Source organism: Pseudomonas sp. GX19020, from assembly GCF_023371075.1.
Lineage (GTDB): Bacteria > Pseudomonadota > Alphaproteobacteria > Rhodobacterales > Rhodobacteraceae > Pseudogemmobacter.
Map to the genome: position 1 here is coordinate 478,526 of NZ_JAMCCR010000002.1, position 23,750 is coordinate 502,275.

23 protein-coding genes are annotated in these 23,750 nt (G+C 63.5%); 17 read left to right on the plus strand and 6 right to left on the minus strand.

Annotation, left to right across the window (positions count from 1 at the left end; genetic code table 11):
* Nucleotides 1-10 precede the first annotated feature (10 nt).
* Complete coding sequence (gene cobF, locus M3484_RS06870) at nucleotides 11-769, minus strand: precorrin-6A synthase (deacetylating) (protein WP_249496293.1); 759 nt, start codon at nucleotides 767-769, stop codon at nucleotides 11-13.
* 137 nt (nucleotides 770-906) lie between these two features.
* Nucleotides 907-2,868 carry a lytic transglycosylase domain-containing protein gene (locus M3484_RS06875; protein WP_249496294.1) on the minus strand — a complete coding sequence of 654 codons (1,962 nt, stop codon included), beginning with the start codon at nucleotides 2,866-2,868 and terminating at the stop codon, nucleotides 907-909.
* A gap of 231 nt (nucleotides 2,869-3,099) precedes the next feature.
* Here M3484_RS06875 and dapA point away from each other — a divergent pair, with 231 nt between their 5' ends.
* The 6 genes from dapA (at nucleotide 3,100) to M3484_RS06905 (ending at nucleotide 8,294) form a co-directional block, all read left to right on the plus strand.
* On the plus strand, nucleotides 3,100-3,975 hold the full coding sequence (gene dapA, locus M3484_RS06880; RefSeq protein ID WP_092900042.1) for a 4-hydroxy-tetrahydrodipicolinate synthase: 876 nt from the start codon (nucleotides 3,100-3,102) through the stop codon (nucleotides 3,973-3,975).
* A 60-nt stretch (nucleotides 3,976-4,035) separates the two neighbouring features.
* Nucleotides 4,036-4,917 (plus strand): DMT family transporter, encoded by an 882-nt coding sequence (locus M3484_RS06885; protein WP_249496295.1) that lies wholly within the window; start codon nucleotides 4,036-4,038, stop codon nucleotides 4,915-4,917.
* Between the two features lie 67 nt (nucleotides 4,918-4,984).
* Nucleotides 4,985-5,467, plus strand: coding sequence for an SsrA-binding protein SmpB (gene smpB, locus M3484_RS06890; RefSeq protein WP_092900040.1), 483 nt, complete (start codon nucleotides 4,985-4,987; stop codon nucleotides 5,465-5,467).
* A gap of 159 nt (nucleotides 5,468-5,626) precedes the next feature.
* Nucleotides 5,627-5,929 carry a hypothetical protein gene (locus M3484_RS06895; protein WP_092900038.1) on the plus strand — a complete coding sequence of 101 codons (303 nt, stop codon included), beginning with the start codon at nucleotides 5,627-5,629 and terminating at the stop codon, nucleotides 5,927-5,929.
* Nucleotides 5,930-6,181: 252 nt separating this feature from the next.
* Complete coding sequence (gene sseA, locus M3484_RS06900) at nucleotides 6,182-7,057, plus strand: 3-mercaptopyruvate sulfurtransferase (RefSeq protein ID WP_092900036.1); 876 nt, start codon at nucleotides 6,182-6,184, stop codon at nucleotides 7,055-7,057.
* A 61-nt stretch (nucleotides 7,058-7,118) separates the two neighbouring features.
* A complete protein-coding gene (locus M3484_RS06905) occupies nucleotides 7,119-8,294 on the plus strand; it encodes an amino acid aminotransferase (RefSeq protein ID WP_092900034.1) in 1,176 nt (391 codons plus the stop codon).
* Nucleotides 8,295-8,421: 127 nt separating this feature from the next.
* On the opposite strand, the gene M3484_RS06910 is transcribed toward M3484_RS06905, so the two are convergent.
* Nucleotides 8,422-10,719 carry a transglycosylase domain-containing protein gene (locus M3484_RS06910; RefSeq protein ID WP_249496296.1) on the minus strand — a complete coding sequence of 766 codons (2,298 nt, stop codon included), beginning with the start codon at nucleotides 10,717-10,719 and terminating at the stop codon, nucleotides 8,422-8,424.
* A 304-nt stretch (nucleotides 10,720-11,023) separates the two neighbouring features.
* Here M3484_RS06910 and M3484_RS06915 point away from each other — a divergent pair, with 304 nt between their 5' ends.
* On the plus strand, nucleotides 11,024-11,362 hold the full coding sequence (locus M3484_RS06915) for a P-II family nitrogen regulator (protein WP_092900030.1): 339 nt from the start codon (nucleotides 11,024-11,026) through the stop codon (nucleotides 11,360-11,362).
* A 35-nt stretch (nucleotides 11,363-11,397) separates the two neighbouring features.
* Nucleotides 11,398-12,735: an ammonium transporter gene (locus tag M3484_RS06920; protein WP_249496297.1), complete on the plus strand. Its 1,338-nt coding sequence runs from the start codon at nucleotides 11,398-11,400 to the stop codon at nucleotides 12,733-12,735.
* Nucleotides 12,736-12,836: 101 nt separating this feature from the next.
* Here M3484_RS06920 and M3484_RS06925 read toward each other — a convergent pair whose 3' ends face one another.
* Together M3484_RS06925 and M3484_RS06930 are read right to left on the minus strand one after the other, a co-directional pair.
* Nucleotides 12,837-13,448, minus strand: a complete 612-nt coding sequence (locus M3484_RS06925) for an MlaC/ttg2D family ABC transporter substrate-binding protein (protein WP_092900026.1) — start codon at nucleotides 13,446-13,448, stop codon at nucleotides 12,837-12,839.
* A gap of 16 nt (nucleotides 13,449-13,464) precedes the next feature.
* Nucleotides 13,465-14,253 (minus strand): MlaA family lipoprotein, encoded by a 789-nt coding sequence (locus tag M3484_RS06930; protein ID WP_249496298.1) that lies wholly within the window; start codon nucleotides 14,251-14,253, stop codon nucleotides 13,465-13,467.
* A gap of 185 nt (nucleotides 14,254-14,438) precedes the next feature.
* Here M3484_RS06930 and M3484_RS06935 point away from each other — a divergent pair, with 185 nt between their 5' ends.
* From M3484_RS06935 to M3484_RS06960, 6 genes are all read left to right on the plus strand, one after another.
* A complete protein-coding gene (locus M3484_RS06935) occupies nucleotides 14,439-16,196 on the plus strand; it encodes a type I secretion system permease/ATPase (RefSeq protein WP_249496299.1) in 1,758 nt (585 codons plus the stop codon).
* Complete coding sequence (locus M3484_RS06940) at nucleotides 16,193-17,518, plus strand: HlyD family type I secretion periplasmic adaptor subunit (protein WP_249496300.1); 1,326 nt, start codon at nucleotides 16,193-16,195, stop codon at nucleotides 17,516-17,518. The genes M3484_RS06935 and M3484_RS06940 overlap by 4 nt, the downstream gene beginning before the upstream one ends.
* A 145-nt stretch (nucleotides 17,519-17,663) precedes the next feature.
* Nucleotides 17,664-18,122, plus strand: coding sequence for a RidA family protein (locus M3484_RS06945; protein ID WP_092900020.1), 459 nt, complete (start codon nucleotides 17,664-17,666; stop codon nucleotides 18,120-18,122).
* A 2-nt stretch (nucleotides 18,123-18,124) separates the two neighbouring features.
* A complete protein-coding gene (locus M3484_RS06950; RefSeq protein WP_249496301.1) occupies nucleotides 18,125-18,898 on the plus strand; it encodes a glycerophosphodiester phosphodiesterase family protein in 774 nt (257 codons plus the stop codon).
* 63 nt (nucleotides 18,899-18,961) lie between these two features.
* Nucleotides 18,962-20,119: a GNAT family N-acetyltransferase gene (locus M3484_RS06955; RefSeq protein WP_249496302.1), complete on the plus strand. Its 1,158-nt coding sequence runs from the start codon at nucleotides 18,962-18,964 to the stop codon at nucleotides 20,117-20,119.
* Between the two features lie 39 nt (nucleotides 20,120-20,158).
* Nucleotides 20,159-20,524 carry a 4a-hydroxytetrahydrobiopterin dehydratase gene (locus tag M3484_RS06960; RefSeq protein WP_249496303.1) on the plus strand — a complete coding sequence of 122 codons (366 nt, stop codon included), beginning with the start codon at nucleotides 20,159-20,161 and terminating at the stop codon, nucleotides 20,522-20,524.
* 76 nt (nucleotides 20,525-20,600) lie between these two features.
* Here M3484_RS06960 and M3484_RS06965 read toward each other — a convergent pair whose 3' ends face one another.
* Nucleotides 20,601-21,092 (minus strand): peroxiredoxin, encoded by a 492-nt coding sequence (locus tag M3484_RS06965; RefSeq protein WP_092900012.1) that lies wholly within the window; start codon nucleotides 21,090-21,092, stop codon nucleotides 20,601-20,603.
* A 79-nt stretch (nucleotides 21,093-21,171) separates the two neighbouring features.
* Between M3484_RS06965 and M3484_RS06970 the strand changes: the two genes are divergently transcribed.
* From M3484_RS06970 to M3484_RS06980, 3 genes are all read left to right on the plus strand, one after another.
* Nucleotides 21,172-22,365: an NAD(P)/FAD-dependent oxidoreductase gene (locus M3484_RS06970; RefSeq protein ID WP_249496304.1), complete on the plus strand. Its 1,194-nt coding sequence runs from the start codon at nucleotides 21,172-21,174 to the stop codon at nucleotides 22,363-22,365.
* Nucleotides 22,365-22,934: a 16S rRNA (guanine(966)-N(2))-methyltransferase RsmD gene (gene rsmD, locus M3484_RS06975; RefSeq protein WP_249496305.1), complete on the plus strand. Its 570-nt coding sequence runs from the start codon at nucleotides 22,365-22,367 to the stop codon at nucleotides 22,932-22,934. The genes M3484_RS06970 and rsmD overlap by 1 nt, the downstream gene beginning before the upstream one ends.
* 114 nt (nucleotides 22,935-23,048) lie before the next feature.
* Nucleotides 23,049-23,705: an HAD family hydrolase gene (locus M3484_RS06980; protein WP_249496306.1), complete on the plus strand. Its 657-nt coding sequence runs from the start codon at nucleotides 23,049-23,051 to the stop codon at nucleotides 23,703-23,705.
* Nucleotides 23,706-23,750 lie beyond the last annotated feature (45 nt).

Consider the following 23,750-nt stretch of genomic DNA (forward strand, 5'->3'; position numbering starts at 1 on the left):
TCCCGGCGGCTTATGCCGCCGGGGATGTCCGGTCCAGAATATAGATATCCATGAGCCAGCCGTGCTCGGCCCGCGCCGCTTCGCGCCGGGCGAGGATACGCGGCCCCGCCTCGGTCAGCGGTCCGGCTTCGGTGATCTCATTCGCCATGCCGACAAAGGCGCCCCACCAGATCGAGATGCCTTCGGGCGCCAGATCCTGAAAGGCACAGCCGCCATCCAGCATCACCACCAGCCGGTCGACACCTTCGGGCCAGCCCTCTTCGCGCAGCCGCCGCCCTGTCGTCACCAGAAACGGCGCGCCAAGCCCGTTGAGCGGAATGCGATGCGCCGCGGCCAGCACCTGTGGCGACATGATCCCCGGCACCACCGAGACCGAGACTTCGCGCAGCCTGCCCAGCCGTGCGGCAATCCGCAGGGTACTGTCGTAAAGCGCGGGATCGCCCCAGACCATCAGCGCCACCCGCTTTACGCCAGGATGCGCGTCAATCGCCGCCGCCCATGCGCCGGCAATCGCATCATGCCAGTCATTCACCCGCGCAAGGTAAGAGGGATTGGCCGGATCCCGCACCGGCATGGTAAAGCCCGCGACGATCACCCCGGGCCGCGTCACGAGATCCTCGCAGATCTGGCGGCGCAGATCGGCAAGATCGGCTTTGTCTTCGCCTTTCTCCGGGATCAGGATCAGATCAGCCGCATTCAGCGCCTTCACGGCCTGCAAGGTGAGATGGTCCGGATTGCCGGTGCCGATACCGACCAGAATAAGTTCCATCGCTGCCCCCTGCTGCTTTCACGGCCCAGAAATCAGGTTGTGGACCGGAAGAAAACCCATCGCGCATATCATGCGACGGACAGCAAAGCCGCTGCTCCGTTTCTCCTAGTCAAAATACGCCAGCCAGAAACCCGCCCTCAGCCCTTCAGCTCTGCCGTCACCCGGACGGGACCCACCGTCCCGCGCAGTTTCGCGCGGTAGATCACCACGCCTTCGACCACCCGCATCACATAGGTTCGGGTCTCGCCGATCGGGATCATCTCGACCCAGTCGACCACATCCACCTCGGGCAGGCGCGGGTCGCCAAGCTCGCCGATCCAGCGGCGCGGCCGCCCGGGCCCGGCATTATAGCCCGAGGCGATCAGCGCAATCGAAGGTCCGAATTCCTCAACCATCTTCGCCAGATAGGCCGAACCGACCTGGGTGTTGAACCCCGGGTCATAAAGCCTCGAGAGCGAATATTCCAGGCCCAGCCCCTTGGCCATCCGCGCGGCGGTTTCGGGCAGAACCTGCATCAGCCCGCGCGCATCGGCGCCTGAACGCGCCATCGGCTCGAATTCGCTTTCGCGCCGCGCAATGGCGAGGGCCAGCGCGCGGCTGACATGCAGCCCGTCGGGCACGAGGTCCGGCACCGGGTAATAGGTGCGGGGCAGGATCGCGCCCCGCTCTGCCGCCTGTTTCGCCAGCACCAGCGCGATATGCGGCTGACCCATCTCCAGCGCCATCTCGGCGAGCTGGGCGATGCCCCTTGCGTCCTGCCCCTCGGCGAGATGCAGGAGAAACCGCTTTCCCTCGACCCGGTTTCCGGCCGAGAGCATAAGCCGCCCCATCGCCAGAACCGAAGACCCGGCGAAAGACGATTGCCGCCAGCCCGATGCCGGAGCATCGTTCAAAAGCTGAGGATCCAGCGACAGCCCGAGTTTTTCCGCCGATAAAAGCCCGTAATAGGCGGTCTGATGCTGTGCTGCGCGCTGGAAATGCGCCTTTGCGCTTTCGGCCCGCCCGGCGGCCTCATCGGCGCGGCCCTGCCAGTAATCGGCACGCGAGACCGAGATCGCGGTGGAAACCCCGGCCCGCAGATGCGCGAAATGTTTCAGCGCGGTCTCGGGGTCATTGAGCTTTCTCAGCGCGATAAAGCCCGCCAGAAATTCCAGATCGGCGTAAGCGCCGCCCGCTGTCATCCCGTGCTGTGCCGCTACCCGGTAAGCATCCTGCGCACGCCCCTGGCGCATCAGCCAGCGCGCGAGCAGCGCGCGCCGCGGCGCCCATTCCTCGGGGCGGCCAAGATTTTCCGGCGCCACCGACAGGATCAGCTCTGCCGATTCCGCATAGAGATCCCGCTTCATCCGCCACAGGAACCGCTCATAGCTGAGGCCCGGGTCGGATTTCAGCGCGTCGGGCACCGCTGCAACCAGCCCGTCGACCCCTGGCTGACCGGCGCGCAAGGCAAGCCGCGCCTCGGCGAGTTTGCGCTTTGCCTCCGGCACCCGTGGCAGCATCCGGAGTGCCTCGGCACGCCGCCCCTCCCAGAGCAGGTTTTCCAGCCGCAGATCATTCACCATCGCCACCGCATCGGGCATCAGGACCTGCAGTTCGGCCTCCTGGTCGGCGGTGAGCGAAAGCTCTGCCCAGGCCCGCATCGCTTCGGTCTCGGCCATGCCGATCTGGCCAAGCGCCTTATACGCGCGCACAAGGGCCACGGCGCCGGTGCCGCTGCGGGGTGGTGCGGCGCGGAAATACCCGGCCACCCGCGATGGCGTCTCGGATCTGGCCACCGCCTCCTCGCCCTTTTGCCGCAGGAGGGCAAGACCCGGCCAGTCGCCGCGCCGCGCAAGGAAGGCCTCGTAATCGCCCAGCCGGCCATCGCCGTCGCGCAGCTGGCTCCAGATGACAAAGTCCCGCACCAGGCCGTCCTGAGAGGCCGCAAGCGCCCCGGGCCAGTCTTTCTTGCGCACCAATTCAAGCGCGCTGCGCATCTCCTGCACCTGATCGGCGCGCGCCGCTGTCGGAAGGAACAAAGGCGGGATGATCAGGGCCGGAGAGAGCAGAGCCGGGAGAACCAGGGTCAGGATGCGGAGGCGGCGGATGAGAAAGGTCATGGGGCGGAGTCTGCCAAAGAGGCCGGATCGCCACAAGGCACGTTCCTGTCAGCAGCGGCCTGGTCGCAAGGGCGCATGCCAGATGCTGTCCCTCAGAAAGAGCACCGTCCCGTCCCGGGATCTGTCCTGTCGGCGCCCTCATGCAGTGCTTGGCAAGGCGCAATTGCAAGGGTAAGGAAAGTCCGTTGCAGCCAGGGGCGAAAAGGGCCCCCAGATGAGGAGACGCGTGCCATGATCCAGGGGTCGATTCCCGCTTTGGTTACGCCGTTCAAGGACGGCGCCGTGGATATGGACATGCTCAAGAAACTTGTCGACTGGCAGATCGCCGAGGGCTCGACCGGGCTGGTTCCCGTCGGCACCACTGGCGAAAGCCCGACGCTGAGCCATGAAGAGCACGAGGCCGTGGTCGAGGCCGTGGTGACATTCGCGGCCGGCCGGGTGCCGGTGATCGCGGGCGCGGGCTCGAACAGCACGGTCGAGGGCATCCGGCTGATCCGCCATGCCGAGCGCGTCGGTGCCGATGCCGCTCTGGTCGTGACACCTTATTACAACAAGCCGAACCAGGCCGGTCTGATCGCGCATTACAAGGCCCTGCATGAGGCCAGCACTCTGCCGATCATCATCTATAATATTCCGGGTCGTTCGGTGATCGACATGTCGCCCGCGACGATGGGCGAGCTGGCAAAGCTGCCGCGAATCGTCGGCGTGAAAGACGCGACCGGCAATATCGGCAAGGTCAGCCAGCAGCGCGAGACCTGCGGTGCAGATTTCATCCAGCTGTCCGGTAATGACGATACCGCGCTGGCCTTCAACGCCCATGGCGGCTGCGGCGCGATTTCGGTCACGGCCAATGTGGCGCCGAAGCTCTGTGCCGAATTCCAGGCGGCCACGCTGCGCGGTGACTTCCGCACGGCGCTTGACTACCAGGACCGGCTTTTCCCGCTGCATGAGGCGCTGTTCATCGAGCCGGGTCTTGTCGGCGCGAAATATGCACTCTCTCTGCTGGGGCGGTGCAGCGAAGAGGTCCGGTTGCCGCTGGTCGGGCTGAGCGATGATACGAAAGCAAAGATCCGCGCGGCCATGACCCATGCCGGCCTTCTCAACTAGCGCCCGGTTCCTGCACAGGAACCGGCCCGGAGTTTTCAAAAAACTCCGGGGGCGCGCGGGATGACCGAGGGCATCACGCCAAACCTGCGGGGCGCGGCCCTGATGACGCTGGCCATGGCGGGCTTTGCGGTCGAGGATCTCTTTATCCGCAAGGCCTCTGCCCATGTGCCGGTCGGCCAGGTCATGGCGGTCATGGGCTTTGGCGGCGCCATGGTCTTCGCGCTCATGGCACGCGCCGCGCGCGAATCCGTCTTTCCGCGGGTTTTTCTGTCTTCCGCAATGCTGGTGCGGTCAGGATTCGAGATCGCGGGGCGGCTTTTCTACAGTCTCGCCATTGCACTGACCTCCATGCCCACCACGGTCGCCATTCTTCAGGCGACGCCGCTGGTGGTGCTCGCCGGCGCGGCGCTAATCTTTGGTGAAAAGGTTGGCTGGCGGCGCTGGTCGGCGGTTGCGGTCGGATTTCTTGGCGTGATGATCGTGCTCAGGCCCGGGCTGGACGGCTTTTCAGCGATGTCGCTCCTCGCAGTGGCGGGTATGGCGGGCTTTGCCGGGCGCGATCTCGCCACCCGCGCCGCGCCGAAAACCATGTCGAACCGGCAGCTCGGGATCCTTGGTTTCTCGATGCTCGGGATCGCCGGGCTGATCGTCCTGTCTTATACCGGCGGCGCCCATTGGCCCGACCCGACCGGAGCCGGCCTGATCTTTGGCGCCACGCTTTTCGGACTTCTGGGATATAATGCGCTGACCGCCGCCATGCGCACGGGCGAGGTCTCGGCCGTAACGCCCTTCCGCTATACCCGCCTCGTCTTTGCGATGCTTCTTGCGGTGATCTTCCTTGCCGAGCGGCCCGACCATCTGACCCTGCTTGGCAGTGCCATTATTGTTGCGAGCGGGCTATATACCCTGATCCGCGCACGCAAAGGCGCCACAGCGGTATGAAAAGCGCGCGCCGGAGAGGGGCGCGCTTCTTTACTCAGGGCCCGCCATCCCCTATCTCTGCCCGATCATGCAGAAGAAACACGATCCCAATTCCAAACTCATCGCTGACAACCGCAGGGCGCGGTTCGAATATCATATCGAAAGCGACCTCGAGGCCGGGATCGTCCTCCAGGGCTCCGAGGTCAAAAGCCTGCGGATCGGCGGATCTAACATCGCCGACAGCTATGCCTCGGTCGAGGGCGGCGAGCTCTGGCTGATCAATGGCTATATTGCGCCTTACAAACAGTCCAATGCCTGGGACAGCCATGACGAGCGCCGCCGCCGCAAGCTGCTGGTGTCAAAGAAAGAACTGTCACGGCTCTGGAATGCGACCAGGCGCGAGGGGATGACCATCGTGCCCTTGCGGATGTATTTTAACGAGCGTGGCATGGTGAAGATCGCGCTTGGTGTGGCCAAGGGCAAGAACAATGCCGACAAGCGCGATACCAGTGCCAAACGCGACTGGGACCGCCAGAAGGCGCGGATCATGAAACAGGGTTATCAAAACTGATCCTGCAGAGCGGCTGATCTTGTAGCCGGCTGCCGCTTGCACACAACATTTGCCAGAATGGGAAGGATCAGGCACTCTTCCCCCTGCCCGGAGAGCAAGTTTACGCCATGGTCCGGGTGTGAGGCCGGAACACACCGGCCCTTTGTGGGGATAGTCATCATGGATATGTCACTTATCATCCAGCTCGTGGCCGGCCTTATCGGCGGCAACGCGGCCGGATCTGCGTTGAAAAACCTCAACATGGGTCCGATCCTGAATTCTGTGATCGGTCTTCTGGGCGGCGTCGGCGGCGGGCAGATCCTGTCCCTGCTGGGCCTTGGCGGTGCAGGCGAGGCTGCGGCGGCCGCGACGTCTTCCGGGCTCGACATCTCGTCCATCATCCAAAGCGTGGTCGGCGGTGGCGCCGGCGGCGGCATCCTCGTGGCCATTGTCGGCGCGATCAAAAAAGCACTGGTGAAGTAAGCCGGAATTGCCGGGCGGCGCTGACAGAGCGCCTGATCTTGCGAAGCTACCGGCCTCAGATCATCCCGCCCGAAGCAGCTTCGGGCGGGATTTCCGATTTCAGCGCAAATCCGGTGGCAAATTTCGGGGCAAAGATCGCCCGCTCTGCCCGGCACAGGGCAGTGCGGGGTTGCACGCACATACAGGCGGGCTATAGGAAACTGACCGCTTTTGGTCCGCCTGTTGATCCGCTCCCTTTGACCTGAGGCCGCCATGTCGCTGACCCCCGCCCCGAAGGATGACCCACATACCCTCGTCTCGACAGACTGGCTTGCCAGCCATCTGAAAGACCCGGATCTGCGGTTGCTTGATGCAAGCTGGTTCCTGCCCCCGTCTGAGCGCGATGCGCGCGCGGAATATGAGGCGGCCCATATCCCGGGCGCACGGTTCTTCGACCTTGAGGAAATTTCGGATCACCGCTCGAACCTGCCGCATATGGTGCCACCGGTCGAGAAATTCATGTCCCGGATGCGGGCAATGGGTGTCGGCGACGGGCATCAGGTGGTGATCTACGATTCGACCGGTATCTTTTCGGCGCCGCGGATCTGGTGGACCTTCCGCCTGATGGGCAAAAACGATGTCGCCGTGCTGGATGGCGGCCTGCCGAAATGGCAGGCGGAAGGGCGCGAGACCGAGGATCTGCCCCCGGTGATCCGCGACCGCCATATGACCACGCAGCGTCAGAACCACCTGGTGAAAGACGTGACCCAGGTCGCCCATGCCGCGAAACTGAAACAGGCCGTGGTGGTCGATGCCCGTGCGCCCGCGCGCTTTGCCGGTGAGGCGCCGGAGCCGCGCCCCGGTCTGCGCGCAGGTCACATTCCCGGGTCACGCAATCTGCCCTGGGGCAATCTGCTGAACCAGGATGGCACCATGAAAGACCCCGCCGTGCTGCGGATGATCTTTCAGGAGGCCGGGATCGACCTTGCGCAGCCGGTGATCACCAGCTGTGGCTCGGGCGTGTCGGCGGCGATCCTGGCGCTCGCGCTGGAGCGGATCGGGCATCGCAACTGGTCGCTCTATGACGGCTCCTGGGCCGAATGGGGCATGTATGAGGATTTGCCGGTCGAGACGGGCCCAGCTGCATAAGGCAAGGCCGCCGGAACGGGCGCAATGGGGCCAGGGACTGGCCCGCTGATGTGAGGAAGACATGCTTGAGGCTTTGACCCAGCAGCCGCAGGACAAGATCCTGCAACTGATCGCGATGTTTCGTGAGGACAAGCGGGACGGCAAGATTGATCTTGGCGTGGGCGTTTACAAGGACGCGACCGGGCTCACCCCGGTGATGCGCGCGGTCAAGGCCGCCGAAAAGAAGATCTGGGAAGCCGAGACCACCAAGACCTACACCGCGCTTGCCGGGGAGCCCGCCTATAATGCCGCGATCACCGCGCTGATCCTTGGCGATGGGTTTGGTGAACGTGCTGCCTCGATCTCGACCCCCGGCGGCACCGGCGCACTGCGCCAGGCCTTCGAGCTGGTAAAGCTTGCGCGGCCCGGGGCGAAGGTCTGGCTTTCGGCCCCCACCTGGCCGAACCATCCGTCTATGGTGAAATTCCTTGGCCTGCCGATGGCGGAATACCGCTATTTCGACGTGAAGACCTCGGGGCTGGATTTCGCCGGTCTGATCGAAGATCTGAGCCAGGTGGCCGAGGGCGATGTCGTGCTGCTGCATGGCTGCTGCCACAACCCGACCGGGGCGAACCTGTCGCCTGCGCAGTGGGATGAGGTGATCACGGTTCTGAAAGCGCGCAAGGCGCTGCCGCTGGTCGATCTGGCCTATCAGGGCTTTGGCGACGGGCTGGATGCGGATGCCGAAGCCACTCGCAAAGTGGCAGCGGCCTTTGATGAAGTGCTGGTCGCGGCCTCGTGCTCGAAGAATTTCGGCATCTACCGCGAGCGGACCGGCGTGCTGATCGCGCTGACCCAGGCGGATCGCAAGGCAGTGGTGCAGGGCAATCTGAATTTCCTCAACCGGCAGAATTTCAGCTTCCCGCCGGATCACGGCGCACGGATCGTGACCACGATCCTGGAAGATGCCGCCCTGACCGCCGACTGGAAAGCCGAGCTGGAAGAGGTGCGTCTGAACATGCTGGGTCTGCGCGAGCAGCTGGCATCCGAGCTGCGCAAGGCCACCAATTCCGACCGGTTCGACTTTGTCGCGGATCATCGGGGCATGTTCTCGCGGCTCGGGCTGTCCGAAGCACAGGTGGTGAAGCTGCGCGAAGACTTCGGCGTCTATATGGTCGGGGATTCGCGGATCAATATCGCCGGGCTGAACAAGGGGACCGTTCCGGTGCTGGCAAAGGCGATTGCCTCGGTTCTCTGAGCGGTTTGACAGATGTGGAAAGGGCGGGACATTGTCCCGCCCTTTTGCATTTGTCCGGGGACCGCGGTGGGGGTTTCACCCCCTCCACCCCCCCGTGGAGTATTTCCCTCAGGAGGAAGACCTGGGCTCAGTTCAGTCCCATGGCGTCGCGAACCGCGCGGTCGATATCGTCCTGGTTTTGCGAGGCGGGGGCGCCCTGCTGGTTCGAGCCGCCCTGATAGACCGGCGCGTTGGAGCCGTCGAAATAGGGCACTTCCTCGGGCAGGACCGGGCGGTCGACGCCGCCGATATCCGGGGAGGGGCCGAAGGATCCGCCAGCTTCGACCGTGTTCGGGGGGATCTCTTTCGGCAGCGGCATCGGGGGGACGCCTTCGTTGATCCGGATCATGACCTCGCGCCAGACATCTGCGGGCAGGCCGCCGCCGGTCACGCCGGTCAGCGGGCGGTTGTCATCATAGCCGAGCCAGACGCCAACCACGTAATCCGAGGTAAAGCCCACGAACCAGGCATCGCGCGCCGAATTGGTGGTTCCGGTTTTGCCGGCGGCCTCGCGGCCGGGCAGGCGGGCGCGGGCGCCGGTTCCGGAATTGATCACCTCGGTCATCATATAGATCAGCGCATGGGCGGCCGTTTCCGAGATCACCCTTTCGCCGATACCGCCGCCGCTGCCAAAGAGTTCGTCATTTTCGCCCCGGAGCTTCAGCGCGCGCAGACCGTAAGGCGTCACCGAAGAGCCACCATTCAGGATGCCGGCATAGGCGCCGGTCATCTCGATCAGCGTCGATTCCGAGGCACCGAGCGCCAGCGCCGGGCCATCGGCCATTTTGGAGGCAACGCCGAATTCGGTCGCGACCTTTTTCACGAGGTCACGCCCGACCATTTCCGAGATTTTGACCGCCGGGATATTGCGGCTTTCCTTCAGCGCCTGGACCAGTGTGATCATCCCCTTGAATTTATTGTCGTAATTCTTGGGGCTATAGGGGCCGGAGCCGGGCACATTGATCGTATAGGGGCTGTCATCGACATAATCGAGCGGGCTGTAGCCCAGATCGAGCGCCACCGCATAGACGAAGGGCTTGAACGCCGACCCGGTCTGCCGCAGCGCCTGGGTCGCGCGGTTGAAATCACCCGCGCGCGGGATCGAGCGCCCGCCAACCATCGCGCGCACCGCACCGTCCGAACTCATCACGACAATCGCGGCCTGGGCGGTCGAGCCGTCTTTGACTTTCGTATCAAAGACATGTTTCAGCGCCTCTTCGGATTTCCGCTGCAGATCCTGATCCAGCGTCGTCTCGATCACCACATCTTCGGTCGTGTCGCGGGCGAGGTAATCCGGCGTGGTCTCCATCACCCAATCGGCGAAATAGCCGCCCGAGCGCTGCCGCGCGGCCTCGGTCGGGGTGGCGGGATGGGCGCGGGCCTCATCGGCTTCGGCTTTGGTCAGGTAACCCTGTTCCTGCATCAGCCCGATCACCACATTGGCGCGGTTTTGCGAGCGTTCGAGGTTGGAAGTGGGCGCCAGCGCCGAAGGGGCCTGCAGAAGACCCGCAAGCATCGCGGCCTCGGCCGGGGTCACGGTGGCGGCGGATTTGCCGAAATAGCGCTGTGCGGCGGCTTCGAACCCGCGCGCGCCGGCACCCAGATAGGCGCGGTTCATATAGATGCCGAGAATGTCCTTCTTGGAGTATTTCAGCTCCATCGCGATGGCATAGGGCACTTCCTTGACCTTGCGCTTGATGCCGCCGCCCCGACAATCCGCTTCATATTCGGCTTCGGATTTCCATTCCGCCGGGTTGAAGGGCACGCCCAGACACAAAAGCTTGGCCACCTGCTGCGTGATGGTCGAGCCGCCATTGCCCTGGAACGCGCTGCGTCCCTCGGCAAGGTTGATGCGGATCGCGCTGGCGATACCGCGGGGCGAGACGCCTAGGTGCCAGTAAAAGCGCTTGTCCTCGGTGGCAACGATGGCATTGAGGAGATGCGGCGAGACCGTATCGGCGGTGATCTGGCCGCCATAGGTCTCGCCCCGCCAGGCAAATGTCCTGCCGTCGCGGTCGAGCATGGTGACCGAGCCGCGCGCGCGCCCGTCCAGCAGTGCCTCAAGCGGCGGCAGCTGGCTGTAGAAATACGCGACCACTGCGCCGACGACCAATGCGCCGACAGCGGTGACACGCCAAAGCACGCCCCAGATCATCCGCCAGAAGAACAGGATGGTCCCGAGGATGAAGCCATGTTTGCGCCGGGCGCGGGCCGCTTTCCGGGGTTGTTTCGGTGCCTGTTTGCGCGGGGCCGGTTTTTGCGGCGGTCTGCCGCCACCTCCGCCTCCGCCGCTGCCACCACGCCCCGGGCCTCCGCCCTGGCCTCTGCCGGAATTGCCACCGGAGCCGCCCGCAGAAGCACGGGGAGGATATCGTCTGTCTGCCACCAGAGGGCTTTTGCCCCCGCCACTCGTCGCCATATGCCTGCTGCCCGCCTCGAAGCGTGTTCTTTCAGAATCCGGCAGAGAATAGCGGGTTCGCCCGGCTTTGCGAAGGGCAGGAGGAAACGATTCGAATCTATCCGCTGATGAAAAAATAATCACATGCCCCGATTAGTGCAAAAATTTTGCGACTGCACCGCGATGCACCGGTTCAGAACACGCCGTTTTCTTGTGCTGCATCTGCAAAATCCCGCCTTCTTTCGCTCAGAGGCCCGCTCGCCCCGGGCTCGCTCTCAGGAAGGGGACAGATGTGAAACTCATCATTGCGGCACTGAAACCGTTCAAGCTTGACGAAGTTCGCGAAGCGCTGACCACGATCGGCGTGCGCGGAATGATGGTGACCGAGATCAAGGGGTTCGGCCTGCAGTCAGGTCATACCGAAATCTATCGCGGTGCCGAATATGCGGTGAATTTCGTGCCGAAGGTCCGGCTGGAAATCGTCGTGGCCGATGCGCTGGCCGAGCAGGTGGTCGAAACCATCGCGAAGACCGCGAAGACCGACAAGATCGGCGACGGAAAAATCTTTGTGCTCGATGTCGAACAGGCCGTGCGGGTGCGCACCGGCGAAACCGGCGAAGACGCGATCTGAACAGGGACCCGAGGGAACAGGGGAAAACAGCCAAAATGAACAAACTTGTCAAATATTCCGGGCTTGCCGCAGCGTTGTCGCTCCTGGCCGGTCTGCCCGCCCTGGCGCAGGAAGCCACAGAAGCGGTTGTCGAAGTGGCCGAGGCCGCGCCCGCGCTGGATACCGGTGATACTGCGTGGATGATGGTCTCGACCGCCATCGTGCTCTTCATGATCTTCCCGGGCATCGCCCTGTTCTATGGCGGGCTGGTGCGCAGCAAGAACATGCTTTCGGTGCTGATGCAGACCACCACCATCGCGGCGCTGATGATGGTCGCCTATGTGGTTTACGGCTATTCTTTCGCTTTTGGTGGCGCCGAGGGCCCCTATTTCGGCGGTTTCGGCAAGCTCTTCCTCGCAGGTGTGGGGCCGGAGAGCCTTTCGGGCACCATCCCGGAATATGTCTTCATCGCCTTCCAGATGACCTTCGCCTCGATCACGCCGGTGCTGATCATCGGTGCCTTCGCCGAGCGGATCAAATTCTCGGCGGCACTCCTCTTCTCGCTGATCTGGGTCACCGTGGTCTATTACCCGGTCGCGCATATGGCATGGGACGCGAATGGCCTCTTCTTCGGCTGGGAAGTGTTTGACTTTGCAGGCGGCACGGTTGTGCACATCAATGCCGGTATTGCGGCTCTGGTTGGTGCTATCTGCGTCGGCAAGCGCCTCGGCTACGGCAAAGAGAACATGCAGCCGCATTCGCTGACCCTGACCATGGTCGGCGCCTCGATCCTCTTTGTGGGCTGGTTCGGGTTCAATGTGGGCTCGGCTCTGGGGGCCGGCACGCTGGCAGGCCTTGCGATGATCAACACCTTCACCGCAACCGCCGGCGGGATCCTCGGCTGGGTGCTGGTTGAGGCGCTGCTGCGCGGCAAGGCCTCGATGCTGGGTGGTGTCTCGGGCATGATCGCTGGTCTCGTGGCCATCACCCCGGCAGCCGGCGCAGTCGGCCCGATCGGCGCGATCTTCCTCGGCGCCATCGCTTCGGCTGCGGCCTATTACTTCGTCGCCGTCGTGAAGGTGAAACTGGGCTATGATGACAGCCTCGACGTATTCGGCATCCACGGGATCGGCGGCATCGTCGGCGCGGTTGGCGCAGGCATCTTTGCGGCACCGTCGCTGGGCGGCCAGGGCTATCCGGAAGGTCGCGGCATGGCAGAGCAGGTCTATTACCAGATCGCGGCTGTCGGTATCACCATTGTCTACTGCGCGGTTCTGTCCTTCATCATCTACAAGGTGGTCGGCGTTCTGACTGGCGGCCTGCGGGTCAGGGAAGACGCCGAGCGCGAAGGCCTCGACCTCTCTTCGCATGGCGAGCGCGCCTATCACTACTGATCACGGGCGGCGGCCTTCGGGCCCCGCCACACGCGAAAGAAAAAGCCCGTCGGAAATTCCGGCGGGCTTTTTCATGGTGATCCCGGTGAGCGCCGGAGGCCTCAGGCCTTTTGCAGATCCTGGATCAGCGCATCAATATCGCCCCTGCGCCGGTCGAGCATCGCGCCGATTTCGGTGCGTTCCGAGGCGAGCATGTTCACGCCTTCGATGATGATGTTGAAAAACAGATCCCGCCCGCTTTTGTTCGACACATGCCAGCGCACCTCGAAAGGGCTGGAGCCCTTCAGATAGGCGGTTGAGATCACTTCGAAATAGCTTTTCACCGGGCGCGCGCCGGTGACCTCAATGCGGCCCCCGATGAACTCGCGGAAGCGGCGGCCGTATTTGCGGCTGATATAGCCCTGGAAGGCCTGGGTGAAGGCCTGCATCTGGGCTTTTGACGCCGATTTCGCCGCCGGTCCAAGGGCCGACCGTGCGATCTGCGGCACATCGGCGTAATTCACGAAGAGCTTTTCAAAGGCCGGATACATCTGGGCCTCGGAGCGGCCCGAGTTGATGATCCCGTTGATATCGGCGACGGCCTTGTCGATCAGGGCCTTGGCCTCGGCATCGGAAAGCGCGAAGGCAGGCATGGCACCAAGCGCGGCAGCTGCCGCAAGCCCGGTGCCCAGAAAGTGGCGGCGCGAAAGGCCGGAAACCAGATGAACAGACATGTCAGTCCTCGCAACGTCAATCCGCATAGGGATCAATGAAATCGTCTTCATAGGGGTCGATGAAATCGCCATCATCCCCATCCGCTGCGCCCTTTGCCTTCGCAATCTCATGGCGCCGGTTCTGCAGATAGAGAAGCCGGAGCTGGGCATAGCTGTCAGCGCTGTCATATAGGATCGAATCCACCGTATCGGAATAGCGGTAGCGATCATTTAGGCGTGAAAGCCCTTCGATGGCGAGCGTCGCATCGGCATCATCGCCGTCGAACACATTGTTCAGTGGGTTCATCGCGAAATCGACCACGATCCCGACCGTGTCGCGCGCGGTGGACGGCCCTTCGATGGGCAATTCGACATAGGGCCCTTCGCCGACACCCCAGACGGCGAGCGTCTGGCCGAAATCGGCATCGGTTTTCGGCATCCCCAGCACCGAGGCCACGTCGAACAGCCCGCCGATCCCGGCGGTCGCGTTCACTGCAAAGCGCAACGTATTTGTTGTTGCTTCGCCGATTCGGGCCTGCAGCACCTGGTTCACCACCACGCCCGGCAGATCCAGCGTATCGGCGACATTCGAGACCCCCTGTCGCAGCGGCCCCGGCACCACGGTGCCATAGGCCTTTGACACTGGCCGCACGATCACCGTGTCCAGCCCTTTATTCACCGCATGGACGCCGCGATTCATCGGCTCGATCGGGTCATAGATGCCATCCGTACGGGGCGTCTGGGCACAGGCCGCAAGCGCGCTCAGCCCGAGGACCAGCAGGAAGGGGCGGAAAGAGACGATTTCGGTCTGGCTGGTCACGGTCATTAACGGAATCTCAGGGCGTCACGAGACACTAAACAAGGAGAAGGGTGCAGAGATATTGCGTGAGAGGCTTACGGTGTGGCAATCCTCAAGACAACGGACATTTCTGCAGCGACCCCCCGGGTGGCAGGCTTCGGCCACAATCAGGCCATTCACTGAGCGATTTATGTGACATCTGGAGAAATGCATTGGTCCAAGGCACCTCGCAATCCGGGCTGAATGAGCTTTCCTCGGTCCGGTCCCTCTCAAAGGGGGCGTTGTCGGCGGCATTTCTCTTCTCGGTCTTCGCCAATCTTCTGATGCTGACCTCGCCGCTTTACATGTTGCAGATCTATGACCGCGTACTGCTGTCGAGATCCGAGCCGACGCTGATCGCGCTGACGCTGCTGATGGTGTTCCTGTTCGCGGTGATGGGGCTTCTGGACCATGCCCGCGCGCGCATCCTGGCCCGGATCGGAGCGCGGTTCCAGGAGGCGCTGGACAAGCGGGTGCTGGCGGCCTCGTTTCGCAGGCTCTCGGTTGCGCCGATGGATACCGAAGCCCGTGCCGCCCAGTCGGATCTGGAGGCGATTGCGCGCTTCTGGGCCTCGCCCCTGCTGCAGGGGCTGCTGGATCTGCCCTGGACCCCGATCTTTATCGCGGCCCTGTTCATCTTCCATCCGGTGCTGGGCTGGTTTGCGGTTGGCGCGGCGCTTCTTTTGCTCTTGCTGGCCTGGGCCAATCAGCGCGCCACCGATACCATCACCCAACAGGCCACGCTGGCCAGTTTCGCCGCCGACCGCCAGGCCGAGAACCTTAAATCCGAATCCGAACTGGTGCGGTCCCTCGGGATGAGCGGCAATGCCTTTACCCGCTGGTATCACCTGCGCAGCCGCGCGCTGATCCGAGGGATGGAGCTGGCGGACCGGTCGGGTGGCTATTCGGTTCTGACCAAGACGCTGCGGCTGTTCCTGCAATCGGCAATCCTGGGTCTTGGCGCCTGGCTCGTGCTGAAAAACGCGCTGTCCCCGGGGGCGATGATTGCGGGTTCGATCCTGTTGGGGCGGGCTTTGCAGCCGATTGAACAGACCATCGGGCAATGGCCGATGCTGGCCAGAACGCGGGCGGCGCGGGATCGTCTGGGCAAGCTTTTAGCCGAAGTGCCACGTGAGGTGAACCGCACCGCCTTGCCGCGTCCGACCGGCCGGATCGAGGTTTCGGGTCTTGCGGTTCTGCCGCCTGGTGATCCGCGGCCGGTTCTGCGGAACGTGTCTTTCCGGGTCGATCCCGGTCAGGCTATCGGAGTGATAGGCCTTTCGGGCTCGGGGAAATCCTCGCTGGCGCGCGCACTTTGCGGGGTCTGGCCACCTGCGGCAGGGACGGTCAGGCTCGATGGGGCGACGCTGGATCAATATGATCCCGATTTGCTGGGCAGCTATATCGGCTATCTGCCGCAGCGGGTGACACTGTTTGACGGTACCATTGCGGAAAATATCTCGCGGCTCGATGAGAATGCCGATCCCGCCGGGATCGTCGAAGCGGCGAAGAAGGCAGCGGTGCATGATCTGATCCTGCATCTGCCCAAGGGCTATGACACCCAGGTGACCAGCATGGGCGGCCAGCTTTCCGGTGGCCAGATCCAGCGCATTGGCCTCGCACGGGCCTTTTACGGCAATCCGGTGATGCTGGTGCTGGATGAGCCGAATTCCAACCTCGACAATGATGGTTCACTGGCGCTGAACCAGGCGATCCGCCAGGCAAAAACCGATGGCTGCGCGGTGTTCATCATGGCGCACCGTCCGGCGGCGATCCAGGAATGTGACCTGTTGCTGCTGATGAAAGACGGGATAGTGCAGAATTTCGGCCCGCGTGACCAGGTGCTGCGCGAGGCGGTGAAAAATGCCGGCGACATCGTCCGCCCGGGGCAGGGTGCGCAGATCCCGGCCAGCCAGGGAGGTGTGCAATGAGCCACTCTGACCCCGGCAGCGCCCCCGGCCTGCGGCAATGGCCCATGCACCGCCCGCTGATCATCGGTTTCGCAGCCCTTTTAGCCCTGATCGGCGGCTTCGGCATCTGGGGCGCAATGGCAAGCCTTTCGGGCGCCATCGTGGCCAGTGGCCAGATCGAGGTAGAGCAGAACCGTCAGGTGATCCAGCATCCCGATGGCGGGGTTGTGGCCTCGATCGAGGTGAATGAGGGCAAGCGGGTCGAGGCCGGCGATATACTGATCCGGCTGGACGGAACGCTTTTGCACAGTGAACTGGCGATTGTTGAAGGTCAGCTCACCGAGGTGATCTCACAACGGGTGCGGCTGGAGGCGGAGCGCGACAATATCCCGGTGCTCGATTTCCCCGAGGCGCTGCGGGAAGAGGCGAAGGCCCGCCCCGAGGTCCAGGGTCAGATCGACGGTCAGATCAGCCTGTTCGAAGCACGGCTTGCGACTTCGGCGAAAGAGGCCGAGCAGCTGGGGCGTCAGATCGGCCAGATTCAGGCGCGGATCACCGGGATCGACGCACAATCCGAGGCGATCCGGATCCAACTTGACCTGATCCGCCAGGAGCTGACCAGCCAGAAGAGCCTGCTGGAACGCGGGCTGACCCAGATGGCTTCCGTGCTGGCGCTGCAACGCGAAGAGGCGCGGCTTCTGGGTCAGACCGGGGATCTGATCTCGACCCGCGCCCAGGCTGAGGAACGGATCACCGAAATCAATGTGGTGATCGGCAGTATCGACATCCGTCGCCGGGAAGAGGCGACCGACCGGCTGCGCGAGATCGCCCCGATGGAGCTGGAACTGGCGGAACGCCGCCGCGCGCTGCGCGAACAGGTGGCGCGGCTCGATATCCGCACGCCGGTCTCGGGGATTGTGCTGGGTCTTGGCGTAACCACGCCGCGGGCGGTCATCCGGGCGGCGGATCCGCTGCTCTATATCGTGCCGCAGGATCGCCCGCTGGTGATCGCGGCCCAGGTCTCGCCGATTGATATCGACCAGGTCCATGTCGGCCAGCCGGTGGAGCTGGTCTTTTCGGCCTTTTCGTCGCGCACAACGCCGCATCTTCTGGGCAAGGTGACGGTCGTATCGGCCGATGCTTTCAGCGACCAGACGACCCGTGCCAGTTTCTACCGGGTCGAAATCGTGCTCGATATCGGAGAAATTGACAAACTGGGGGATCTGCAGCTGATGCCCGGGATGCCGGTCGAAGCTTTTATCCAGACCGATCCCCGCACCCCGATCGGCTATCTGGTCAAACCCTTCATGGACTATTTCAATCGCGCGTTCCGCGAGAGCTGAGCCGGAGTTTTATAAAAACTCCGAACCGGAGCCTGCAGAGGCTCCGGCACGATTTCTTGAAAGAAATCGTTTCCGACGCGCCCGGCTTGTCGCCCGGGCGGCCTGCGGATAGGCTCTGCCGCGACATTGATCAGCGGAGAATCCCATGTCCATCGAAGCCCGCCTGAAAGAGCTTGGCGTTATCCTTCCTGACGCGCCTGCCCCGGTCGCGAATTACGTGGGTTTCGTCCAGACCGGAAATCTCGTCCATATTTCGGGCCAGATCAGCGCCGATGAACACGGCCCGATCAAAGGCAAACTGGGCAGCGAGCTTTCGGTCGAACAGGGTGCGGCTGCAGCGCGTCGCTGCGCGATTTCGCTCCTGTCGCAGGTCAAAGTGGCCTGTGGTGGCGATCTGAGCCGTATCACCCGGCTGGTGAAGCTGACCGGTTTCGTTAATTCCACCGCCGATTTCACCGATCAGCCAAAGGTGATCAACGGCGCCTCGGATTTCATGGTTGACGTGCTGGGTGACAAAGGCCGCCATGCCCGGGCCGCCGTCTCGTCGAACTCGCTGCCGCTGGGCGTGGCGGTCGAGATCGACGCGATTTTCGAGATCGCCTGATCATGACCCGGGTCCCTCTGCCGCCGTCTTTGCTTTGCCTGCCGGTCGCGCATCGTGCCTTGCATGACCGCAGCAGGGGGATCATCGAGAACTCTCCCGCCGCCATAAGGGCGGCCATAAGCGCCGGCTATGCCATCGAGATCGACCTCCAGCTGTCGCAGGATGGCGTGGCGCTGGTGTTTCATGATGAAGATCTCGACCGTCTGACGCATGAGACCGGGCCGCTGAATGCTCGCAACGCGGCTGATCTGACCCGGATCACGCTGAAAGACAGCGAGGACCGGATCCCGACCTTTGCTGAAGTGCTTGATCTTGTCGCGGGTCAGGTGCCGCTCCTGGTCGAGATCAAGGACCAGACCCTGACCATGTCCGACACTGACGGGCGGCTGGAGGCCGAGACGGCGCGGCAGCTGGCCGATTACCGGGGTGACGTTGCGGTGATGTCCTTCAACCCGCATTCCATCGCCCATATGGCACGGCTCGCGCCGGGGATCGCGCGGGGGATCACCACCTCGGCCTATGACGCTGAGGACTGGACGCCGCTGGACCCTGCCATTTGCGACCATCTGCGCGAGATCCCGGATTTTGCCCGCACCGATGCGTCCTTTATCAGCCATGAGGCCGCAGACCTGCCCCGCCAGCGCGTGGCAGAGCTTAAGGCCCAGGGCGCGGCGATCCTGTGCTGGACCATCCGGTCACCCGAGGCCGAGGCAAAGGCCCGTGAAATCGCGCAGAATGTCACCTTTGAAGGCTATTCCGCGCCGCTTCCGGCTTGATCAGCACCTTGTGCGACCCATCTAAACCAAACACCTGCTCCCCGCGCCGCAAACAGGATCGCGATGGCCGATATTACCCTCGCCGAAAGCCTGACCGAAATCCCTGCTGCCACCTGGGATGCGATTGCTGCGCCGGAACAGGCAGATGGCCGGCCCATCGACCCTTTCACCACGCATCGTTTTCTGATGGCGCTGGAGGCTTCGGGCTCGACCGGGGGAAAGACCGGCTGGCTGCCAAAGCCTTTGATTCTGTCCGATGCGGGGCGCCCGGCGGCACTGTTGCCGCTCTGGCTCAAGACCCACAGCCAGGGGGAATATATCTTCGATCATGGCTGGGCCGAGGCCTATGAGCGTGCCGGCGGCCGCTATTACCCCAAGCTCCAGGCGGCGGTGCCCTTCACCCCGGTCAGCGGCCGCCGGTTTCTTGGCCCCGACCAACACCGCGAGGCGCTGGCCGAAGCCGCCATTTCGATCACCGCCGGCAATCAGATTTCTTCGCTGCATGTCACCTTCTGCACGCCTGAAGAGGCGCAGGCGCTGAGCGGATTTCAGGGCCTTATCCCCCGCAAGAGCCAGCAATTCCATTGGTTTAATCGTGGCTATGCCACATTTGACGACTTCCTGGCCGATCTGTCCTCGCGCAAGCGCAAGATGATCCGCAAGGAACGCGAGGCGGCGCGCGCCCATGGCCTCACCATTCACGCGCTCAGCGGCGATCAGATCCTGCCCGAACACTGGAGCGCTTTCTGGGCCTTTTACCAGGATACCGGCGCGCGCAAATGGGGCCGTCCCTATCTGACCCGCGCCGCCTTTACCGCCCTTCACGAGACGATGCGCGACGACATGTTGCTGGTCCTTGCCTTCGATGGCGCGACACCGGTGGCCGGCGCGCTGAATTTCATCGGGCGGGACGCGTTGTTCGGGCGCTATTGGGGGGCGCTCGCGGAATATCCGGCGCTGCATTTCGAACTCTGTTACTATCAGGCCATCGACTTTGCCATCGCGCAGGGGCTGCAACGGGTCGAGGCCGGTGCCCAGGGCGAACACAAGCTTGCGCGGGGGTATCTGCCCCAGGAAACCTGGTCACTGCACTGGATCACCGATCCCGGGTTTCGCCGGGCGGTCGCCGATTTCGTCAGCCGCGAATCGCTTGCGCTGGATGAAGAGATCGGGATCCTTACGGAATACGGCCCCTTCCGTCGCAGCACCGGGGACGAATAGCCTGCCATTGATCTTCTGTTTCAGGAGGGGCCCTTTGCCATGACCGCATTGCTCACCCGGGAAGAGCGCCAGACGCTGCTTCCTGATCTGGATGCGACGGGCTGGAAGGCGGCGCCGGACAAGGATGCGATCCGCAAGATCTGGAAATTCCGCAGCTTTTCCGAGGCCTGGGGCTTTATGACCCGCGTGGCGCTTGCGGCGGAACGCGCGAACCACCATCCCGACTGGTCAAATCGATATAATATTGTCGATGTCACCCTGACGACCCATGACGTCAATGGCCTGAGCGCTCAGGATATCGACCTGGCAAAGCGGCTCGACCGGATCGCCCCAGGAGCTGTGATTATAGAAGACCATGGCGCGCCGATCCTCTGCCTTTGCGAGATGAGGGCGCAGGGCCGCTGAAGCCCGGTCCCTTTCGATCCCCGTCCGATCTTTGTCGGGGCGGGCGGGTGCCCCCGAAAGGCACCCGCGTTAGGGATCAGACCTCTGCCAGCAGCGCTTCGCCGCCCGAGATCTCGCATTGACCCGGCGAGGCCTCAAGATGCAGCACCCTGACCACGCCATCTTCGGCCAGCAGCGCGTAGCGTTTGGAACGCCCCAGCAGACCGGCGGGCGGTGCGTCGAATTCCAGACCGATCGCCTTAGTGAAAGAGCCATCCGCATCGCCGAGGAAGCTCAGCCCCGCTTTGTCCGCCCCGGTCGATTTCGCCCAGGCATCCATCACGAAAGGATCATTGACCGAGACACAGATGATCTCTGCCACGCCTTTGGCCGCGAATTTTTCGGCGGTGCGGATAAAGCTCGGCACATGGGCGGTGGTGCAGGTGCCGGTAAAGGCGCCGGGCAGACCGAAAATCACCACTTTGCGGCCCTTGAGCTTTTCGCCCAGATCCACGGCTTCCGGTCCGTTGGCGCCCAGTTTCAAGAGCTTCGCTTCGGGCAGTTTCGCCCCGACAGTGATTTGCGACATTACGTGTCTCCTCGCGCGTTGCGCCTGTTGCCCGGGAAGTTATAGGCTGTGTCGCGTAACATTCCAGAGGGGGCGGAAGATGAGGGTGGTGATAGTGGGCGCCGGTCAGGCCGGAGCGGCGCTGGCGGCAAAATTGCGCAACCTTGGCGCCGATGGTCCGATCACCATGATCGGCGACGAAGCCGCGCCGCCCTATCAGCGCCCGCCGCTGTCCAAAGCCTATCTGATGGGCGAGATGGAGCAGGAACGTCTCTGGCTGCGCGGCCCGGAATTCTGGGAAGAAAACAACATCACCCTGCGTCTGGGGGCGCCCGTGACCGCCATCGACCGCGCCGCGAAAACCGTGACGGTCGGGGCCGAGACCATCCCCTATGATCAGCTGGCGCTGACCACCGGATCAAGCCCGCGCCGCCTGCCCGCTGCCATCGGCGGTGATCTGGACGGCGTCTTCACCGTGCGCAATCTGCGCGATGTCGACCGGATGCGCGCGGAATTCACCGCTGGCCGCAGCCTCGTCGTGATCGGCGGCGGCTATATCGGTCTGGAAGCGGCGGCGGTTGCCAAAAAACTCGGGCTCACCGTCACCCTGATCGAGGCAGCACCGCGCATCCTGGGCCGAGTCGCCGCCGCCGAGACTGCCGATTTCGTTCGCAAAACCCATAGCGAGCAGGGCGTTACGATCCTTGAGGAAACCGCGCTTGACCGCATTCTCGGGGACAGGGCGGTCACCGGTGTCCTGTTGAAAGACGGGCGCGAGATCGCGGCTGATTTCGTTGTGGTGGGGGTAGGCGTCTCACCGGGCGCCGAACTGGCCGAGGCCAGCGGCATCGCGCTGGATAACGGCATCGCAACGGACGAGCAGGGCCGCACCTCTGATCCGGCGATCTGGGCGGCGGGCGATTGCGCGTCCTTTCCGTGGAAGGGCGGCCGGATCCGGATGGAATCGGTCGGCAATGCCATCGACCAGGGCGAGATCGTCGCGGAAAACATGCTCGGCGCGGCAAAGGCCTATCAGGCGAAACCCTGGTTCTGGTCGGATCAGTATGATCTGAAACTGCAGATTGCCGGGCTGAATATCGGCTATGACCGGGTGATCACCCGTGAAATCGGCGGCGTCTCGCACTGGTATTACCGGGGCGATGACCTGCTCGCGGTTGATGCGATGAGCGATGCGCGGGCCTATATGGTCGGCAAGCGGCTGATCGAAGCCGGAAAATCTCCGGCGCCAGAGGTCATCATCTCCGCACCCGATCTGAAGGCCTTGCTCAAATAATGCGCATCATCGGAGGCGCGCGGCGCGGCCTGCAACTCGCGGATGTCGGGCAGGGGGATGTCGAGGCGCATCTGCGCCCGACATCCGACCGCGTCCGCGAGGCGATCTTCAACCTGCTTCTGAATGGCGGCTATGGCAATCCGGTCCAGGAGGCACGGGTGCTGGATCTTTTCGCAGGCACTGGCGCGCTTGGGCTAGAGGCTTTGTCGCGCGGGGCCACGCGGGTGGCTTTTGTCGATGACGGCGCGGCGTCGCGCGCGCTTTTGCGCAAGAATATCGAAAAGATGCAGGCGATGGGCGTCACCGATGTCTGGCGCCGCGATGCGACAAAGCTCGGCCCCAATCGCGGGCCAGGCTACGGCCTCGTCTTTCTCGATCCGCCCTATGGCAAAGCGCTTGGCGAGGCCGCGCTCGCCTCGGCACTGGCAGGCGACTGGCTGACCCCGGGCGCGATCATCGTCTGGGAAGAGGGCACCGCCCCCGCCCCGCCCGAAGCATTCGAGCTGCTCGACCAGCGCCGCTATGGCGAGACCTGGATCACATTGCTGCGCGCGCCCGGCCTGGCCTGAGCGTTACCGCTATCACACAATCCCGATCTGATGCTGCCCGGGCGCTGTTCGCCCGGGGCCATGGGTGATAGCGCCGGGCAGAGATTGCCGCCCCCGCCAGAACCGGATCACGACATGACACCTCCCGCTGCTGTACTCTTCGATTGTGACGGCGTGATCGTCGACAGCGAAGGCCCGACATTCCAGATCATGCTGGCTGAATTTGCCAGCTGCGGCTTTCATCTGACACTGGAAGAGCTTGAGCGCGATTATATCGGCGGAACGGTCGAGGATGTCGCAAGTCGTGCCCGTGCCAATGGGGCCGATCTGCCGGAAAGCTGGGTCGCCGATCTCTATGCCAATATGTATGCCATGCTTGAAGCCGGGGTGCCGCTGATCCCGGATATTCTCCAGGTCTTCGACCGGCTGGATGCGGCGGGCATTCCCTATGCGGTCGGCTCCAACGGATCGCCCGAAAAGATGCAGATCACCCTGGGCGCGCGTGGTCTTATCCCACGGTTCCGCACCGTACTGTCAGGCCAGGCCATCGGCAGGCCGAAACCGCTGCCCGATCTTTACCTCGCCTGTGCGAAAGCCTGCGGCGTGGCGCCAGAGGCCTGTGTTGTGATCGAAGACAGCCCGGCCGGCGCCCGCGCCGCCATCGCCGCAGGCATCCCCTGCCTCGGCTTTGCTGCGCATGGCGAAGACACGCCCCCCGCCAGAGGCCTCAAAGCCCTGAATGTGCCGCTTTTTCATTCCATGAAAGATCTGCCCGGCCTTCTCGGGCTTTAACCCCCGGCTTCCCCCTGTCCGAAATGGTCCGGCAGTGTGGGGGCT

What these genes read in the sequence shown, in the direction of transcription:
- cobF (WP_249496293.1), bottom strand. Translation starts at nt 769, where the DNA reads ATGGAACTTATTCTGGTCGGTATCGGCACCGGCAATCCGGACCATCTC.
- dapA (WP_092900042.1), top strand. Translation starts at nt 3,100, where the DNA reads ATGATCCAGGGGTCGATTCCCGCTTTGGTTACGCCGTTCAAGGACGGC.
- M3484_RS06920 (WP_249496297.1), top strand. Translation starts at nt 11,398, where the DNA reads ATGAACAAACTTGTCAAATATTCCGGGCTTGCCGCAGCGTTGTCGCTC.
- M3484_RS06925 (WP_092900026.1), bottom strand. Translation starts at nt 13,448, where the DNA reads ATGTCTGTTCATCTGGTTTCCGGCCTTTCGCGCCGCCACTTTCTGGGC.
- sseA (WP_092900036.1), top strand. Translation starts at nt 6,182, where the DNA reads ATGTCGCTGACCCCCGCCCCGAAGGATGACCCACATACCCTCGTCTCG.
- M3484_RS06905 (WP_092900034.1), top strand. Translation starts at nt 7,119, where the DNA reads ATGCTTGAGGCTTTGACCCAGCAGCCGCAGGACAAGATCCTGCAACTG.
- M3484_RS06980 (WP_249496306.1), top strand. Translation starts at nt 23,049, where the DNA reads ATGACACCTCCCGCTGCTGTACTCTTCGATTGTGACGGCGTGATCGTC.
- M3484_RS06940 (WP_249496300.1), top strand. Translation starts at nt 16,193, where the DNA reads ATGAGCCACTCTGACCCCGGCAGCGCCCCCGGCCTGCGGCAATGGCCC.
- M3484_RS06945 (WP_092900020.1), top strand. Translation starts at nt 17,664, where the DNA reads ATGTCCATCGAAGCCCGCCTGAAAGAGCTTGGCGTTATCCTTCCTGAC.
- M3484_RS06885 (WP_249496295.1), top strand. Translation starts at nt 4,036, where the DNA reads ATGACCGAGGGCATCACGCCAAACCTGCGGGGCGCGGCCCTGATGACG.
- M3484_RS06895 (WP_092900038.1), top strand. Translation starts at nt 5,627, where the DNA reads ATGGATATGTCACTTATCATCCAGCTCGTGGCCGGCCTTATCGGCGGC.
- smpB (WP_092900040.1), top strand. Translation starts at nt 4,985, where the DNA reads ATGCAGAAGAAACACGATCCCAATTCCAAACTCATCGCTGACAACCGC.
- M3484_RS06955 (WP_249496302.1), top strand. Translation starts at nt 18,962, where the DNA reads ATGGCCGATATTACCCTCGCCGAAAGCCTGACCGAAATCCCTGCTGCC.
- M3484_RS06965 (WP_092900012.1), bottom strand. Translation starts at nt 21,092, where the DNA reads ATGTCGCAAATCACTGTCGGGGCGAAACTGCCCGAAGCGAAGCTCTTG.
- M3484_RS06930 (WP_249496298.1), bottom strand. Translation starts at nt 14,253, where the DNA reads ATGACCGTGACCAGCCAGACCGAAATCGTCTCTTTCCGCCCCTTCCTG.
- M3484_RS06960 (WP_249496303.1), top strand. Translation starts at nt 20,159, where the DNA reads ATGACCGCATTGCTCACCCGGGAAGAGCGCCAGACGCTGCTTCCTGAT.
- M3484_RS06875 (WP_249496294.1), bottom strand. Translation starts at nt 2,868, where the DNA reads ATGACCTTTCTCATCCGCCGCCTCCGCATCCTGACCCTGGTTCTCCCG.
- M3484_RS06970 (WP_249496304.1), top strand. Translation starts at nt 21,172, where the DNA reads ATGAGGGTGGTGATAGTGGGCGCCGGTCAGGCCGGAGCGGCGCTGGCG.
- rsmD (WP_249496305.1), top strand. Translation starts at nt 22,365, where the DNA reads ATGCGCATCATCGGAGGCGCGCGGCGCGGCCTGCAACTCGCGGATGTC.
- M3484_RS06950 (WP_249496301.1), top strand. Translation starts at nt 18,125, where the DNA reads ATGACCCGGGTCCCTCTGCCGCCGTCTTTGCTTTGCCTGCCGGTCGCG.